This window comes from Synechococcus sp. CS-1328, from assembly GCF_025128095.1.
In the GTDB taxonomy this organism is placed as follows: Bacteria; Cyanobacteriota; Cyanobacteriia; order PCC-6307; family Cyanobiaceae; genus CBW1002.
On record NZ_JAHLYT010000047.1, the window covers coordinates 26,166 to 42,013 of the forward strand.

The following is a 15,848-nucleotide window of genomic DNA, read 5'->3' on the forward strand; positions in this document are numbered from 1 at the left end:
GCCATGGAGCCGAAGGGTCCATTATGGAGGTGTCTGGTCCAGTCCCTCACCAGGAGGGCAAAGACGGGGATTAGATGGTAGGAAGCGCCGTCGATGCGGGCTGGTATCAACCGGCACAAAAGCGAAGGATCGGCGGCACAAGTCATCCCTGGCAATCAGGGCGGCGGTCAGCCAGAAACTTTGAAGTCGATGCAAAGCACAAAGGTCTGATCCGTATCGTGTTCAAACACCACGGTCACGGTGCGGCAGGGCTGGCCAGTGGCGAGGCTGATGTAGCTATCGGTGGTGTAGCGCTGCAGGCCGGCATGGATCAGGCTGAAAAAATATTCCTTGTAGGAATGATCGGTGCCGCGCGCCGCCGGGCCGAACAGCCGGCTTGAGAGGCCGGTCACCGGATGGGACATGTGCGTGTGACTCACCTGAATCCCCTGACTGTCCAACAGATAGGTGGCTTCAATTTCAGGATCACTCTGGGCCAGCCCCTTCAGCACCTCATCAAAGTTCTCGGGGGTGCAGTCCTGAAGCCGTTCGCAGGCGATTCCGGCTAAGCGATGCAGCACACTGCCCACCTGCCTGCGGGCATGGAGCGTGTCAACGGCGTTATCTCTCTGACGCTGGGAGGCTGAGACCAGCGCCGGCAACAAGGCAGGAAGATCGAGATGCAGGGGTGCCTTGGGACGATCGAAGTGAAAGCCTTGAAACAACTCGGCCCCGAGAGAGGCACAGGCATCCACTTCCTCCAGCGTCTCCACCCCTTCAGCCAGCACAAGGCTACCGATGCTGCGGCAGAGGTTCACCAGCGACTTGATCGTCTGCTGCTTGAAGAAGTCGTGATCAACTCCAGCGATCAGGTTACGATCCAGCTTGATGATGTGGGGCCGTAGCTGGGCGATGCGTGGCAGGTTGCTGTCGCCGGCACCGAGATCATCAAGAGCGATCAAAAAGCCCAGATCCCGGTGCGTATCCACAAACTGCCGCAGTGAATCGGGGTCGAGCACCTTGCTCTCATTCACCTCGATCACAATGTCGCTGGCCTTGAGCCCGTAGGACTCCACCGTGCTCAGCATCGATCCGGAGTTCACGACCGCTCGGTCAATGACCGACGCCTCAATATTGACGAACAACAGGGGCCTGGCACGGCCGATCATGGGCAGGTGCCGGTAGGCCTCCAGCGCCTTGCGGCGACAGAGGCGATCCAGCTCCAGCAGCCGGCCCGCAGCAGCCGCCTTGGCAAACATCTCGCCCACCCGCATGCGGTGCGGCCGGGCCAGGGCTTCAACGCCCACCACGGTCTTCTGTCGCAGCGACAGGATCGGCTGAAAGTGGATATCGAGCCGTTCCTGTTCGATCAGATCGTGCAGGTCGGGCAGCCAGGCATCCACCCGGGAACTGGAAGCCTCGACCCCGCCTTCCTCAAGCACCTCCAGAAAGGGCCTGGGAGAGGGACGGACCGGCTTGCGGGGCAAGTTGAGGTGCCGATGGGTCTCGTCCGGATGGAGACCGTCCTGGTGGCAGGGGGCCGCGGGATCCAAGGTGTCGGCAGAGGCGTGGCCAGCCGCCTCGTCACTAACCCGATCAGAGTCAGGGTCGGGGCGGTCTTGCGGAGGAAGCTCCTCGTGCCGTGTCATCAAGCCTCCTGCACGGCCCGTTGAAGCGCATCAACCCCACTCTATGCAAGATCCACAGATTTTTGCTGGCTGCCCCGCAGGGACCGCAAACCCGCCTGTGGCCGGATCGGGGGCGGCTGGGCAAGAATCCAGGTCAGCTGCGGAGGCATGCAATGCCGTCATCCCACCAATCCCCATCGGGCCGGCCGGCCGAATCGGCGACCGACCTGTCCAGCCAGAAGCCTCCCCACAACTTTGAGGCCCAGAAGGAGGTGCATCAACAGATCCGCAATGATCCCGACTACGACGACTGGGAATACGGCACAGAACCCTTGCCGCACGAGGCCTGGATCGCCGCCCGTGAACGTGCCGCCGCGGCCGTGGCGGAGTCAGATCCGGCGGCCAGCGGCATGGGGGTGTAGGAGCCGCACCAGCAGCAACCCCAGCAGGTACACCAGGGTCATCGTCAGCCACAGGCCCGCTCCATGCCCCTGGCGATCCAGCAGCTGGCCGGCCAGCAGGGGTGCGGCCAGGGCACTCAAGGCGAAACACTGAGAGAACAGGGCCAGGGCAAGGCCTTGGTGTCGCAGGGGGGTGAGCTCCAGCACCGCCTCGCTGGCAATCGGCAGGAAGGCGGCCTGCCCCAGCGCCAGCGGCAACTGGGCCAGCACGATCAACCAGGCTCCAGCCGGGTGCAGAGCCGAGCCTGCCAGCAGGGCGCTACCGACGGCGAAACAGACCAGGCTCAGCCCCAGACCCGTTCCCACCGGTCGTCGGGCCAGGGCCTGTCCCACGGGCCACTGCAGCAGCAGCAGCAAGCCCAGCTGCAGGCCGATCAGCAGGGCTCCCTGGCTCTCCGACAGGGGCGGACGCTGCAGGCCGCCGCGCACCAGGTCCAGCGGCAGGGCACTCTGCATTAGGACCGGCATCGCCGTGGCCAGCACCGTCAGGGCCAGCAGCGGCAGCAGCGGGGGCAGCCAGCTCCTCCAGGTATCGCCGGCTCTTGAGCGGACCCGGGGCCGGGGGTCGGGCAGAGGACGCAGCAGCAACAGCAGGGCCATCACCACCAGGCAGGCGATATCGACCAGGTAGATGACCCGCAACCGGCCGGCCCAGGCCAGCAGGGCCCCGAGCAGAGCCCCCGCCGCGATCCCGGCGGCGTCAGCACTGCGCGCCAGGGCATACCCCCGCGCCGAAGACACCGGCTGGCAGCTCAGGGGCACCGCCAGCTCAATCGCCGGCCAGTAGAGCCCCATGGACGCTCCCAGGAGCAGCTGGCCCTGGAGGAAGCCGGACCAGCCCCAGGCGCCGGCCAGCAGGGTGTCGCCCGCCAGGGAGAGCAGCACCGCCAGCAGGACCGGGACGCTGCAGTTGAGGCCCCGATCCAGCAGCAGGCCGCAGAGCAGACGTCCCCCGGTGCCGGCCAGGGCCGCCAGGGCCAGGCCCTGGGTCACGCTGGTAGCGCTGAAGGCGGCCTGGTGGAACACCATCGGCGTGAGATACACCACACCGCCAGCCCCCAGCGACCCGATCAGCCGGATCAGGGCCAGTTCGCGCAGCGGCGCGGGAAACTGGTGAAACCAGGAGCCCGCCCGGGCCACCGTCTCTGCCTCCGCCACTTCCTCCGTCAACCCGCGCACGCTGTCTCTGGTCTGCGCTGGCCAGTCTGCTGCTGACCCTGATCGGGCTGCAGGCAGAGCCCGTGGCGGCGGCCGAGCGGCTGCACGTGCACCTCGACGGACTGGAGATTCCGATCGATCTCGAGCAGTTACAGGTCTGGAGTCGTCGTCGCCCCCGACTGCTGGACAGTCAGCTCATGTCCGGCGATGAGCTCAGCAAAGGCGAGCTGGCGGTCTGGCTGGAGCTGATGGATGGGCGCAGTCGCCTCAACCTGAGCCGCCTGCTGCGGCTCCCCCTGCTGCGTTCCCGAAGCTTCGGCGAGCAACTGCTCACCAGCTGGGCCGGCCAGCGGATCCTCGTGGAGGTGGGCGGTCTGCTCACCGACGCGCAGGGCCGCGGATCCAGCGCCCAGCTGCAGGAGAGCCTGCGGCGTCTGCTGGAGGCGCGGGGCGAGGTCACCGTGCTGGACCTGCTGGAGGACCTGCCCGCCGACGACCTGCACCTGCAGCTCGACACCCTGCTGGCCCAGGCGGAACAGTGGCGCGATCAGCTGCGCCTGCAGCAGCGGGCCCTGCGGCGGCTGCGGCGGATGGAGCTGCCCGACCGCCAGGAGCGTCCCCTGGCCTTCAGCGATGCGCCGGAGGTGCAGATGCAGCCCCTGCTGCTGCCGGTGGCCCACCGCGACGATCCCCTGCCGCTGGAACTCTGGCGTGGCCGCAGCACGGCGGCGCCAGCAGGCCCCTGGGTTCTGCTGATGCCAGGGCTGGGTGGCAACTCCGAGCAGCTGGGCTGGCTGGCAGCCGCCCTGGCGGATCGGGGATGGCCTGCCGTGGTGCTGCAACACCCAGGCAGCGATGCCGGGGCGATGCGGGGCCTGCTGGCCGGATCACAGCCGCCGCCCGGGGCCGAAACCCTGCCGGATCGCCTGGCCGATCTGGAGGCCGTGCTGGCGGCGGAGGCCCATGGCCCGCTGCCGCCACTGGGAGATGGCGTGGTGCTGATGGGCCATTCCCTTGGCGCCATGACCGCCCTGCTGGCCAGCGGTCCTGCGCCGGAACCCGGGCTGGAGCGCCGCTGCCGCGAGGCCCTGCGCCGCCTGCCGATCACCAACCTCTCGCGGCTGCTGCAGTGCCAGATGGCGGATCTGTCACTGGAGCTGCGTCCGCCATCCTCCCTTCGGGAGTCACCCCTGCGGGGGGTGGTGGTGCTCAACGGCTTCGGCAGCCTGCTCTGGCCCCGGTGGGGGCTCGAAAAACTCAGCGTGCCGCTGTTGATGGTGGGCGGCAGCCTCGATCTGATCACGCCGCCGGTGAGCGAGCAGCTCGAGCTGTTTCTGCCCTCCAGCCATCCCCGCAGCCGCCTGGTGGTGGTGGATGGCGGCAGCCATTTCTCGCCGGTGCGGATCTCACGCCGGGGGGAGGCCCTCTTCCAGCTGGGCGAGGAGCTGGTGGGAGTGGAGCCGCAGCGAGTGCAGAAGCTGATCCTGCGGCTCAGTGTCGAGTTCCTCCAGGGCCTGAGCGGTCCCGATCTGCTTCCAGCCCAGCACCGACTGCAGGAGGGTGTCGGCGCCTACGTGCTTGACGCCGCCGCAGCCCGCCATTGGCAGCAGGATTTAAGCCGCTGATGGCGGTCCCGAGGCTTCCGGAGCCAGGGCTTCATCGCCAAGGTTTCAAAGCAAGGGCTCAGAAGCGGATGCGGGGATCCAGCAGGGCCACCAGCAGATCCACCAGGACCGTGACCATCACCACCAGCGCCGCCACCACCACCACGATCCCCTGCACCACGGGATAGTCCCGCTGGCTGATCGCCTCCTGAAGCCGGAAGGCGATGCCGGGCCAGGAGAAGGTGACCTCGATCAGCAGGGCCCCGCCGATCAGGGAGGCCACCGTGATGCCGGTGATGGTGAGCACGGGCAGCAGGGCATTGGGTAGGGCATGGCGCAGCACCACCCGCGCCTCCCCCAGGCCGCGGCTGCGGGCCGCCTCCACGTAGTCGGAGGCGAGGGCGCGGCGCAGGTTGAGGCGCAGGGCGTTGTCGAAGATGCCGCTGAGCAGCAGGCCGAGGGTGGCGGCGGGCAACGTCAGATGCCGCACCGTGCCCTGCAGCTGGCTCCAGTTGCCCGCCCTGAGGCTGTCGAGCAGGTAAAAGCCTGTGCCTGTGGGGGGAAGCAGGGACGGAGGGAAACGGCCGCCCACCGGCAACCAGCCCAGCCAGACGGCAAACACCAGTTGCACCAGCATCGCCGCCCAGAACGGCGGCAGGGCGTAGGTGCCGATGCCATAGAGGCGTCCGGCCAGGTCGAGTTTTCCCTCCGGCCGGGCGATGCCGCTGAAGCCCACGGCCAGACCCACCACCGCCGCCAGCAGCAGGGCCGTGACCCCCAGCTCAAGACTGGCCGGCAGGCTCTGACGAATGATCCCCGCCACCGGCTCCTGGCTCGCCTGGGACAGGCCCAGGTCCCCGTGCAGAAGATTGCTGATGAAGTGGCCGTATTGCACGGTCAGTGGTTGATCGAGCCCCAGCTGCTGGCGCAGGGCCGCCCGCACGGCGGCGGGGGCTTTGGGGCCCAGCAGGGCATCGATCGGATCGCCCGGCGCCACCCGCAGCAACAGAAACACCAGACTGGCGATCAGCCAGAGCATCAGGGGCGCCAGGGCCAGGCGGGCCCCCAGGTAGCGCAGCAGCTCGTTGCGGCGACTCATCGGCCGGCCTCCCCTCCAGAACCGGGGGCCGTCGCGGGACCCAGCCGATGCAGCGCCTCAAGCCGCACCCGCCCGGATCCATCAAAGAGGGGTGGGCTCACCCGGACACCGCTCCAGGCTCCCTCCTCCATCAGCCACACCGGCAGGTAGGGCACGGCGGCAGCGGTGCGCCGCTGGATGGCCCGCAGCAGGGCAATCCGCCCAGGGCCTTCCACCTGACTGCTGCGCACCAGTTGCAGATCCAGCCCAGGGGCGGTCCAGAAGGAGCCGCTCAAGGCACTGTTGCCCTTGGCGCAGCGGTTGCCCTGGGGCTCCTGGCAGCTCAGCAGGGGGGCAAGAAAATTCTCGGCGTCGGGATAGTCGCCGATCCAGTCGTAGAAGAACAGCACCAGGGCTCCATTGGCGAGCTGGTCGTAGGCGGTGGTGGATTCCATGCCGCTCACCTCCAGGGTCACGCAATCGCCCAGGTCACGGCGCAGCTGGGCCTGCCAGGTGAGGGCGAACAGTCGGTCACTGGGGATGTCGGAGCGGAAGGTGAGCGGCAGGCTGAAGCGCTTGCCGCCGCAGTATCCAGCCGCGCGATAGAGGCGACGTGCCTCGGCCGGGTCGTAGGCGGGCCAGGCATTGGGATCGGATCCCGGCAGGCTGGGGGGCACCAACTGGCGCAGGGGCGGCCGCAGCCCCAGGCTCACCCGGCGGCTGATCGTCTGGCGGTCGAGGCTGTGGGCGATGGCCTGGCGCAGGCTGGGGTTGTCCAGGGGCGGCTGGTCGGTGAGCAGCGAGAGGAAGCCGATCGAGAGGGCCGGGCCACGGGCCTCATGCAGCCGACCCGCCAGGGCATCGCGCCGCAGGGCCTGTTCGTGGTCGATCTCCAGACCACTGGAGAGCAGAACGTCGACTTCACCGCTGCGCAGCGCTCCGAACAGGGCGGTGGAGTTGCTCAGGGTGACCAGATCCATGCCGTCGTTGGCAGGTTTTGGCCCCCAGTAGCGCCGCCAGGGGGTGAGCCGCACCTGCTGGCCGCCGAAGAAGGTGAGCTGATAGGGCCCCGTACCCACGAAGCGCTCGTTCAGAGGCTTGTCCGGGTGGTTGCGATAGGCGGTGGGGGAGATCGGCGTCAGAAAGATGGCCGAAAGCAGCCGCGGCAGGGGGCTGAAGGGTTGATGGAGTTCCAGTTCAACCGCGTGGCTGCCGCTGGCCCGCACCTCCTTGACCCGATCGCTCAGCTGATAGCCGAGGGTGCCGATCGCCATGAAGCGCTTCAGCGAAAACACCAGTGCGGCCGCATCAAAGGGGGTGCCGTCGTGGAAGAGCACGCCCCGGCGCAGGGGGATGCGGGCCATCAGGCCATCGCTGCTGATCGTGGGCAGGGCCGTGGCCAGCCGGGGTTCGATGCGGCCGTCGGCGGTCATCGCGTAGAGGGGGTCCCCCAGGGCGCTGAGCAGCTGCATCGCCCCGATCCGGGAGGCTTTGACGGGATCAACGGAATCGATGCGGCTCTTGGTCGCCACCACCAGACGGGAGGGGGAGCGCTGCGGCTGGCAGGCGGCCAACAGGGGCAACAGCAGCGCCAGCGCCAGGAGCGGAAGCAGAGATCCTGGGCCTGAGCGGAGGCACTGGAGAGAGGCCAGGACTCTGGCAATGGCGGGGACCGGCGCCGACAGTGCAGGGGCGGAGACGGAATCAGACAGAGCTGGGGACAAGGTCACCGCTCGAGTGGGGCCATTCAAGGCCACCGACCCCAGCGGGGATGGGCAGGACTCTGTCGACGTCAACAATGGTTTGACGGTCTGAGACTTGACCGTCTGGAGCGGCAAGGCAGGTCTCAGGAACGGGACGCGAAAGGCTGGGGACGGTGGGGGGCTGGCGTGACGCAGCCGGGCTGCAGCTGCTGCAGCGGCAACTCAAAGACCGGGCAGCCATGGCGGGCCAGGGGCCAGCGACGCAGCCAGCAGCGGTTACCGGCCTGATCGACGCCGATCACCTGATACAGCTGCTGGTCATCGCCGCAGATGCGAATGCAATCGCCCTGATGCGGGGGGGTGGACGTGAAGGTCATGGTCGGGGGAGGAAAGAAACAACGCTCCCGGATGTCCGGCGGTCCCCCCACCCTTCCGATGGCGGCGGGGCTGGGTTGTGCGCTCGGCTACTGGGTAGCCGGTCGGTGAGGGGATGGCGACCTGGACTCGGGGGCTGAACGGCGTTGCCTGAGGCTGAATGGCGCCTCTCTTCTTCAGAATTGCTTCAGTGTTTGGCGGTCACTCTGCCGCATCGACGGGGTGCTTCGCCAGGAGGTTCAGAGGGTGCGCAGGCAGGCGGCCACCGCCTCCACTTCGGCCAGCGCTTCGATCGCATCGAGGGCGGTGCGGAAATGCTGCTCCAGCACCTCGTGGGTGATCGCCACGATTTCAGCGGCGCCGTTCTGCCCCTCGAATTGCACGATCGACTGCAGCGAGACGCCCGCATCGCCGAAGCAGGTGCCGATCCTGCCGATCACACCGGCCTGATCGCGGGTCTGGAGTCTCACATAGTTGCGATGCCGCGTCTGGGACCCGTCCACCAGGCGGCAGCGGCGCCAGCTGCCGGCCGCCAGCAGGGGGTCGAGCTGGCCCGGCGCACCACCCACCTGGCGAATGCCGGCGATGTTGAGGATGTCGGCCACCACGGCCGAGGCGGTGGGCCCGGCACCGGCTCCGGGGCCATAGAACATCACCTGCCCCACCGGATCGCCTTCCACCAGAATGGCGTTGTTGACGCCATGCACACCTGCCAGAGGGTGCTGCCTGGGCAGCAGGGTGGGATGGACCCGCACGTCCAACAGCTCGGTGCCATCGTCTGCGGTGCCGAGGTGCTGGGCGACGGCCAGCAGCTTGACCACGAAGCCCAGCTGGGCGGCGTAGGCCACGTCGCGGGAGTCGAGACGGTCGATACCCTCCGTGGGGATCGAGGCCCGGGGCACGCTGCCGCCGTAGGCGAGCCCAGTGAGGATGGCGATCTTGTCGGCCGCGTCGCCGCCCTGCACATCGGCGGCGGGATCGGCTTCGGCATAGCCCAGCCGCTGGGCATCGGCGAGCACGGCGTCATAGGCGGCGCCCTCCTCAGCCATCCGCGACAGGATGTAATTGGTGGTGCCGTTGATGATGCCGCTCACCCGCTGCAGGCGGTTGCCGCCCAGCGACTGCTTCAGCGGCTCGATGATCGGGATGCCGCCTCCGACAGCCGCCTCGATCAGCACGTAGACGCCCCGAGCGGCGGCGGCGGCGGCGATCTCCTCGCCATAGCGGGCGATCACGGCCTTGTTGGCGGTCACCACAGACTTGCCGGCGGCGATGGCCCGCAGGATCAGGGAGCGGGCCGGCTCCAGCCCCCCCATCACCTCCACGACGATGTCCACAGACGGATCGTCCACCACCGCTTCAGGGTTTGTGGTGAGCACCTCCGGGGCCAGGTCCACGGGGCGGAGCCGGCTCAGATCCCTCACTGCCACACGCCGCAGGGCCAGCTGGCCCACCAGGGGATGGCGGCCTTCGGGGCTGCCGAGAATCGCGGCGACACCGGCTCCCACCGTCCCCAGACCGAGCAAGCCGATGCCGATGGTCATGTCGCTGACGCCCCTCAAACCACCGATCCTAGAAATCTGCTCAGAATTCAACTGTTGCCCAGCCGCACGGCCTGGGACTGCATCATCCGCAGGATGTTGAGAAAACCGTTGGCCCTTGACGGGGTCAGGCTTGCCTGCAGGCCGGTGGCAGCGATGAAGGCGGGATCCACCGCAGCGGCCTCAGCCGGCGTCAGCCCTTCAAGCCCCTCGATCAACAGGGCCAGCAGGCCCTTGGTGATCTGGGCGTCGGAATCGCCCTGCCAGTGCAGCGTTCCATCGACCAGCTCCCCCACCACGAACACCTGGGAGACACAGCCCTTCACCTTGTAGGCGTCCTGGCGGAACTGATCGGGCAACGGCGCCAGCTTCTTGGCCAGCCAGAGCACATATTCGTAACGGCGTCTGGGCTCAGTGGTGCTGCCGAGTTTCTCGACGATGCGGTCGAGGGAGGGACTTCCGCTGGCCATCGGCTCAGCCCCGGCGGCGGCTGCCCAGCCGAGCAAGACGCACCAGGCTCCCGACCGAGAGGAGGCCGCCAAGCGAGGCGAGGCCGATGGTGATCAGCGGCACGCCCGGTGAACGAAGCTCCTGCTGCCAGGCAGCGTCGAGCCCAATGGGGCTGGTGCCCTGGCGAACCTGGTTGTCGCTCTTGGCGGGCAGTTCGATGTAGTCGCGATGGCCGGATCCGCCATCCACCTGCACTTCCCAGTCCTCGGCATTGGCCATCGACGCGGGCAGCTGGAAACGCAGCTGGCCCTGGGTGTCGGTACGGCCCACCAGGATCGGATCACCGCCACCGGGTGGCATCAGCCGCACCAAGGCTTCAGCGACGGGGGCTCCACTGGAAAAGTGGCTCTGCAGCATCACATTGTCGTTGAGGCTGCTGAGGCGCTCCAGACTGCTCTCCAGGGCGTGAGCCCTGGCGGCACAGGGGCTGAGCAGGATTCCAGCCACTGCTGGAACGAGGACCGTGACGGCACGCAGACGCATGGGAGAACTCAGGACGCTTTCCAGCGACTATCGCTGCTTTTCCCGGCCTGCACCATCCGCACCATCGAACTCACCATCAGCGAGAGGGCATCGCTGGATGACCCACCGGCCTGTCCGCGGGCCTGCAGCTCTGAGGCGAGCACGCGCTCAGGGGCGGAATCGGTCAGGGCGGAGAGGGCGGGAGAACGCATCGGAACCGGCTCGACCAGAACTTCGAGGCTCTGATCCTGCCAAATTCAAGGCGTCCTCAGTGGCTCGGAGCCCAGGAGTTACAAGGTTGCAATGATTCAGACGGCTGAGGGTTGAGCTCTGGCGGGTCAGGATTTCGGCAACAGCACCAGCTCGGACTCGCTCAACCAGCCGTGGAAGGGCACGTCCCAGGGATCGGCCGGCAGCGCCTCCACCACGCAGCCCTGGGGCAGCACCACCAGCGCCCGCAGATCCCGCCAGGCTGGCTGGGCCCGCAGGCGGTCGTACCAACCACCGCCGTAGCCGAGGCGAAGGCCGCGGCGATCCACCGCCAGGGCCGGCACCAGCAGCAGCGCCAGCTCCGCCGGCTCCAGCGCTGCCTGCGGATCAGCGGGCGCCGGGATGCCGCAGCCGTCAGGCCGCAGCGGCTCCGAGGGTTGCCAGGCCCGGTAGTGCAGGCCGTGGTGTTCGGAGGCCGCCGCCGCCGGGGCCCAGGGCAGGGCGAGGCGACCGGGCCAGAGATCGGCCAGTCCCCGCAGATCCGCTTCGCCAGCCAGGGGCCAGTAGAGGCCCACGCTCCGTTGCGGCGGCACCAGGGCCGGCAGCTGGCGCCGGGCCATGGCCTCAAGGCCTGCTGCGGCAGCCGGCAGCAGGGCGCGCCGCCGGGTTCGCCAGTGGTTGCGCAGCAGCGTCTTGGCGCTGGGGCCGGCATCCAGCGAGTCCGCCATCTCAGCGCTGGAACCAGCCCGTCAGGGCAACAGCCAGGGCATCGGCGGCGTCATCCGGTCGCGGCGGGATCTCCAGCTGCAATTCCCGCATCACCGCCTCCAGCACCTCCTGCTTTTCGGCATGGCCCGAGCCCGCCAGGGCCAGCTTGATCTGCATGGGTGGGAATTCCACGACCGGCACCTTGAAGCGGGCCAGGGTCATCATCAGCACGCCGCGGGCCTGCACCACCGAGATCGTGGTGCTGGAGCGGTAGAAGAAGAACTTCTCCACCGCCGCCAGCTGGGGCCTCCAGGTGCGGATCAGCAGCCTGAGATCCCGGGCGATCTCCACCATCCGATCCCCCTCGCTGCGGCCCGGATCGGTGCGGATGATGCCGCAGTCGAGCATGCGCTGCAGGCCGCCACTGGTGTCGATCACGCCATAGCCCACCCGGGCCAGGCCGGGATCGATACCAAGAATGCGCATGCCGGCAGGCCGTCAGCCGGCCAGCGCCAGCTCGAAGTCGCGCCGATCGGTGCTCACAGGCCGCTCAAACACCTTGCAGAACATCTTCACCACCCGATCGCCGGAATCGATCTGCTCCAGGGGGTCCTTGCGCAGGCGGTGCCGCAGGCAGCAGGCCACGACCCTGGCCACGTCGTCTTCGCTCACCTCGGTGCGCCCCTCGAAGGCCGCCAAAGCCCGGGCCGCACGGTTGGTGACGATGTCGCCGCGCAGGCCGTCGACGTCGAGCTCGCCGCACACGGCCGAGATCCGGATGCGCAGGTCATCGTCGATCACCACCGATCCGAGGCGCTGTTGGGCCTCCACCACCCGCTCCTGCAACGCCACCTGGGTGGTCTGCACGGCGGTGTTGAAGCCATCGGGATCGTCATCAAACGCTGTGCGCTGATCCACCACCTGCACCCGCAGCTCGGGATCACGCACGGTGCGCACCTCCACGCTCATGCCGAAGCGATCCAGCAGCTGGGGCCGCAGTTCGCCCTCCTCGGGGTTGCCCGAGCCGATCAGCACGAAGCGGGCCGGGTGGCGCACGCTCACCCCTTCCCGCTCGACCGTGTTCCAGCCCGACGCGGCCGAATCGAGCAGCACGTCGACCAGGTGGTCGTCGAGCAGGTTCACCTCATCCACATAGAGCAGGCCGCGGTTGGCCTTGGCCAGCAGCCCCGGCTCGAAGGCGCGGACGCCCTCGCTGAGGGCCTTCTCGATGTCGATCGTGCCGCAGAGCCGGTCTTCGGTGGCGCCCAGGGGCAGGTCCACCATGGGCACCTGGCGGGCTTCGGTGGGGAGGGTCTCACCCTGCTCGGCTCGCTGACGCACCTCGGCGCTCTGCAGGTCGGGGTCGGTGGGAGAGCTGTTGTAGGGGTCGCCCGCCACCACGTCGATCTCGGGCAGCAGATCGGCCAGGGCCCGGATCGTGGTGCTCTTACCCGTGCCCCGGTCGCCCATGATCATCACCCCGCCGATGCGCGGGTCGATCACGTTGAGCAACAGGGCCAACTTCATCTCCTCCTGCCCCACGATGGCGGTGAAGGGGAAGACCCGGCGCTTCCGGACTTGACTCACGAGATTGCCTGCACGGTGGAGGGACAGGGCCCGCAAGGGCCGATTGGAGCGGATTGTTTCACAGGCGCTGGGGGGCAGGCTCAACGGGCAGCAGGCTGAGCACCTGCGGCGGCGTGGCATCGGCGGGATAGATCAGCCGCACCTGTACCTGCCGCACCTGGCCCGGCGCCAGGCTGATGCGCCCCAGAACGGGGCCGGCCTGGCCGGCCCGCTGCACCAGATGGAAGCTCTGCCGGCCTGATGGCCGACCGGCGCCGTCGTCGAGCCCCCGCACCTCCACCGTGCCGCGGAACATCACCGCCCGTGGAAGCACCGAATGGAAGCGGAGGCCGCCCTGGGGCTGATCCGCCTTGATCGGCGATTCCAGGGCCAGCTGCAGTTGAACCGGCTTGGCCGTGTCGTTTCGTAACGGCAGGCTGAGGTCGTATTCAACGCCGTAGTTGCCATGGGCCGCCCAGGCGGTGCCGGGGTAGAAGCCCGCCAGTTCCGCCGTCTGCACCTGGCCCGTGCCGAGGCTGCCCCGCTCGAGGGAGGCGATCGGCCAGGAGATCGGCGCCTGCCGCACCGAGAGGTAGGGGCTGCCCGGATCACTGATCCGGCCACGCCAGGTACTGCCGGTCTGCACGCCGCTGACGCGGGAATAGATGATGCCGCCCTTCTGGCCCCGGGGGGTGGGGGTGTGCTCGCGAGGGCTGAGCGGGCCCTCGAGCAGGGCCTGCCAGCTTTCGCTGCCGGGCGGGGTGTCGGGATCGCCGTAGGACGCCAGGGTGGCCACATCCACCGGTCCATCGCTCTGGAAACGCAGCTGCAGGTTGCGGCCGTTCAGCAGCGGGTCGAGGCCCCGCACGGGGATCGGCAGCACCATCAAGGTGGTGAGGCTGCCGGGCGCCAGGGTCCAGCGCTCAGGGAACAGGGGACTGCGGTAACGCTGCAGGAGCTCGGTGGCCACCCGGCTGCCCGGGCCGGAAAACACCGGCGTTGAGCCCTGCTGCAACAGCTCCGGCAGGGGAAGGAAGGGGGCGGAGGGCTGGGCCGGATCAAGCGACTGGGACAGGGCCGTGGAGCCACTCAGCAGCCGCAGGGTCACCGGCTGCTTGCCGCGGGGTGCGGCCACGACGGCCAACCATAGGGTGGAATCGAGGCTCTCCGGCTTGCCGGCATAGACGTGGTGGCTGAACAGGTCAAAGCGGCCGTTCAGGGGCAGGTCGAGATGGGCCTGCGGCACGCCCCGTCCGGCCGGCGCGAAGGTGGACAGCAGGATCCCCGGTCCACGGATCAGTTCGGGGTTGTTGTCGTTGATCATCGGCACGGCATCGAGCCCGCCGGGGAGGGCCCGCACGCTCTGGCGCCGTAATTGGGGCGGCGGCGGCGAGGGGCTGACCGCCGGCGCTGTCGCAGCTGGTGTGGACCGCGGCTCCGCTTGCTTGGCAGTGGCACCGGGAGCTGCCTGGGCTAGCGCAGCCAGGGGCAGGGCGGCGACGGGCAGCAAGAGCGCTGGTAGAGCGGCGGCAGACAGGGCTGTGCTCCCGCTCAGCACCAGTAGTCCAAGCAGCGGCGCGCGCAGGAAGCCAAGTCGCTGGGCAAGAGGCTCCTGGAGGGCCGGCTCTTGGCAGGCCGGCTGAGGCAGGTCCGGCTGATGGCTTTCATGTGGTCGGCGGGCAGCTGACCGGCGGGCAGGTGAGCGGCGGGTCGTGAAAGGACGCTTCATCGGCAGGCGGAGCAGCGGCGGGCGGAGCACAGGCAGGACGCCCACAGGGCGTGAGGTGGGGCTGGGGAACCCCTCATCGGCGACCGACCAGGGTCTGGGCCGCAGCCCCGGCCATGGCACGGATCAGATCGGTGGAGCGGGGATCGTTGAACGGACCCTTCACCATGAAGGCCGCCACCGCCCGCTGTCCTGTGGGCAACTGGATCAGGGCCGCATCGGCATAGGCGATGCCGATATCGCCGGTCTTGTTGTAGACGGTGATCCCAAAGCTCAGCAGCTCGCTGTCCGGATCGGCCGCATCCTTGCCCAGTCCCTGGAGCAGACCGAGGGGGATCAAGGTGTTGGTAAGTGACTTGCCCATCACCTCTCGGAAGAGGTCGCGGGCACGCGGACTCAGCTTCTGGCCCGTGTCCACCAGGGCGATCGCCTTGGCCAGATCCCGGGAACTGGTGGTGTTGGTGCCGTTCAGATCCGGCAGCCAGTTGTTCACCACCGTGGCCGGCAGCCCCAGTTGCTGGAAGCGAGCATTGATCATCGTTTTGCCTCCCACGCGCTTGATCAGCAGGTTGGTGGCGCTGTTGTCGCTCACACGGATCATCTCGGTGGCCGCCTCGTAGAACGGGAAGCGGCTGCCCACGGGCCGGCTTGCCATCCAGCCGGCTCCGCCGCCCACCACCTCCTTGGTGAGGGGCAGGGGGTCGTTCCAGCGGACTTTGCCGTGGTCGAAGTCCTCAAGGCCCACCAGCAGGATCGGTGTCTTGATCGAGCTGGCGGCCGGCAGGGGCAGATCAGGCTGAAGTTGGCCGAAGCGGCCGTCGTCGAGCACCAAAAGGAAGCCGCTGACCTTGAGATCCTTGTGGACGGCAGCCAGCTGGCTCCATTTCTGGCTGAGGGCGGTGAGCTCCTGACGCGGCTCGAAGCTGCCGAGCGGCAGGCCCTTGGCGCCGTTCCCGGCCACCTCCGCATCGGCCAGAGGCTTCTGGATCGCGCCATCGGCCAGGCGGGGAGCCAGCAGTTTCAAGCTGGTGCCGGTGATCACCCCCAGACCCACCCCCAGCACCAGCAGCCGCAGAACCAGCTTCAGGGGCTGCCCCCAGCGGTTGGTGCTCGATCGAGGCGGACGGCCGGCACTCACG

Annotated in this window: 16 protein-coding genes; 2 read left to right on the forward strand and 14 right to left on the reverse strand. The window is 68.4% G+C overall.

Annotated features, from left to right (window positions below; all coding sequences use genetic code 11):
- Nucleotides 1-167: 167 nt before the first annotated feature.
- Nucleotides 168-1,532 carry an EAL domain-containing protein gene (locus KQ310_RS08005; protein WP_259721236.1) on the reverse strand — a complete coding sequence of 455 codons (1,365 nt, stop codon included), beginning with the start codon at nucleotides 1,530-1,532 and terminating at the stop codon, nucleotides 168-170.
- A gap of 248 nt (nucleotides 1,533-1,780) precedes the next feature.
- On the opposite strand from KQ310_RS08005, the gene KQ310_RS08010 reads away from it, so the two are divergent.
- Nucleotides 1,781-2,029, forward strand: a complete 249-nt coding sequence (locus KQ310_RS08010; protein ID WP_259721237.1) for a hypothetical protein — start codon at nucleotides 1,781-1,783, stop codon at nucleotides 2,027-2,029.
- On the opposite strand, the gene KQ310_RS08015 is transcribed toward KQ310_RS08010, so the two are convergent.
- Entirely contained in the window at nucleotides 1,997-3,247 is a 1,251-nt protein-coding gene (locus tag KQ310_RS08015; RefSeq protein WP_259721238.1) for an MFS transporter, read from the reverse strand. The two genes, KQ310_RS08010 and KQ310_RS08015, sit on opposite strands and share 33 nt — an antisense overlap.
- Before the next feature lie 62 nt (nucleotides 3,248-3,309).
- Between KQ310_RS08015 and KQ310_RS08020 the strand changes: the two genes are divergently transcribed.
- Nucleotides 3,310-4,851 carry an alpha/beta fold hydrolase gene (locus KQ310_RS08020; protein WP_259721239.1) on the forward strand — a complete coding sequence of 514 codons (1,542 nt, stop codon included), beginning with the start codon at nucleotides 3,310-3,312 and terminating at the stop codon, nucleotides 4,849-4,851.
- A 58-nt stretch (nucleotides 4,852-4,909) separates the two neighbouring features.
- Here KQ310_RS08020 and KQ310_RS08025 read toward each other — a convergent pair whose 3' ends face one another.
- The 12 genes from KQ310_RS08025 to KQ310_RS08080 form a co-directional block, all read right to left on the reverse strand.
- Nucleotides 4,910-5,929 (reverse strand): ABC transporter permease, encoded by a 1,020-nt coding sequence (locus KQ310_RS08025; protein WP_259721240.1) that lies wholly within the window; start codon nucleotides 5,927-5,929, stop codon nucleotides 4,910-4,912.
- A complete protein-coding gene (locus tag KQ310_RS08030; RefSeq protein WP_259721241.1) occupies nucleotides 5,926-7,491 on the reverse strand; it encodes an ABC transporter substrate-binding protein in 1,566 nt (521 codons plus the stop codon). Before KQ310_RS08030 ends, KQ310_RS08025 begins: the two co-directional genes overlap by 4 nt.
- 263 nt (nucleotides 7,492-7,754) lie before the next feature.
- Complete coding sequence (locus tag KQ310_RS08035) at nucleotides 7,755-7,988, reverse strand: hypothetical protein (RefSeq protein WP_197153929.1); 234 nt, start codon at nucleotides 7,986-7,988, stop codon at nucleotides 7,755-7,757.
- A gap of 237 nt (nucleotides 7,989-8,225) precedes the next feature.
- Complete coding sequence (locus tag KQ310_RS08040; RefSeq protein ID WP_259721242.1) at nucleotides 8,226-9,530, reverse strand: homoserine dehydrogenase; 1,305 nt, start codon at nucleotides 9,528-9,530, stop codon at nucleotides 8,226-8,228.
- Nucleotides 9,531-9,577: 47 nt separating this feature from the next.
- Complete coding sequence (locus KQ310_RS08045; protein ID WP_259721243.1) at nucleotides 9,578-9,997, reverse strand: SufE family protein; 420 nt, start codon at nucleotides 9,995-9,997, stop codon at nucleotides 9,578-9,580.
- Nucleotides 9,998-10,001: 4 nt separating this feature from the next.
- A complete protein-coding gene (locus KQ310_RS08050; RefSeq protein WP_259721244.1) occupies nucleotides 10,002-10,520 on the reverse strand; it encodes a hypothetical protein in 519 nt (172 codons plus the stop codon).
- A gap of 8 nt (nucleotides 10,521-10,528) precedes the next feature.
- A complete protein-coding gene (locus KQ310_RS08055; protein ID WP_197153933.1) occupies nucleotides 10,529-10,711 on the reverse strand; it encodes a hypothetical protein in 183 nt (60 codons plus the stop codon).
- A 126-nt stretch (nucleotides 10,712-10,837) separates the two neighbouring features.
- Nucleotides 10,838-11,437 (reverse strand): 5-formyltetrahydrofolate cyclo-ligase, encoded by a 600-nt coding sequence (locus KQ310_RS08060; RefSeq protein WP_259721245.1) that lies wholly within the window; start codon nucleotides 11,435-11,437, stop codon nucleotides 10,838-10,840.
- 1 nt (nucleotide 11,438) lies between these two features.
- Nucleotides 11,439-11,903: a crossover junction endodeoxyribonuclease RuvC gene (ruvC, locus tag KQ310_RS08065; RefSeq protein ID WP_197153935.1), complete on the reverse strand. Its 465-nt coding sequence runs from the start codon at nucleotides 11,901-11,903 to the stop codon at nucleotides 11,439-11,441.
- Nucleotides 11,904-11,915: 12 nt separating this feature from the next.
- Nucleotides 11,916-13,004: a magnesium chelatase ATPase subunit I gene (gene bchI, locus KQ310_RS08070; RefSeq protein WP_259721246.1), complete on the reverse strand. Its 1,089-nt coding sequence runs from the start codon at nucleotides 13,002-13,004 to the stop codon at nucleotides 11,916-11,918.
- Between the two features lie 58 nt (nucleotides 13,005-13,062).
- Entirely contained in the window at nucleotides 13,063-14,541 is a 1,479-nt protein-coding gene (locus KQ310_RS08075; protein ID WP_259721247.1) for a DUF3370 domain-containing protein, read from the reverse strand.
- A 244-nt stretch (nucleotides 14,542-14,785) separates the two neighbouring features.
- On the reverse strand, nucleotides 14,786-15,847 hold the full coding sequence (locus KQ310_RS08080) for a serine hydrolase (RefSeq protein WP_259721248.1): 1,062 nt from the start codon (nucleotides 15,845-15,847) through the stop codon (nucleotides 14,786-14,788).
- Nucleotide 15,848 lies beyond the last annotated feature (1 nt).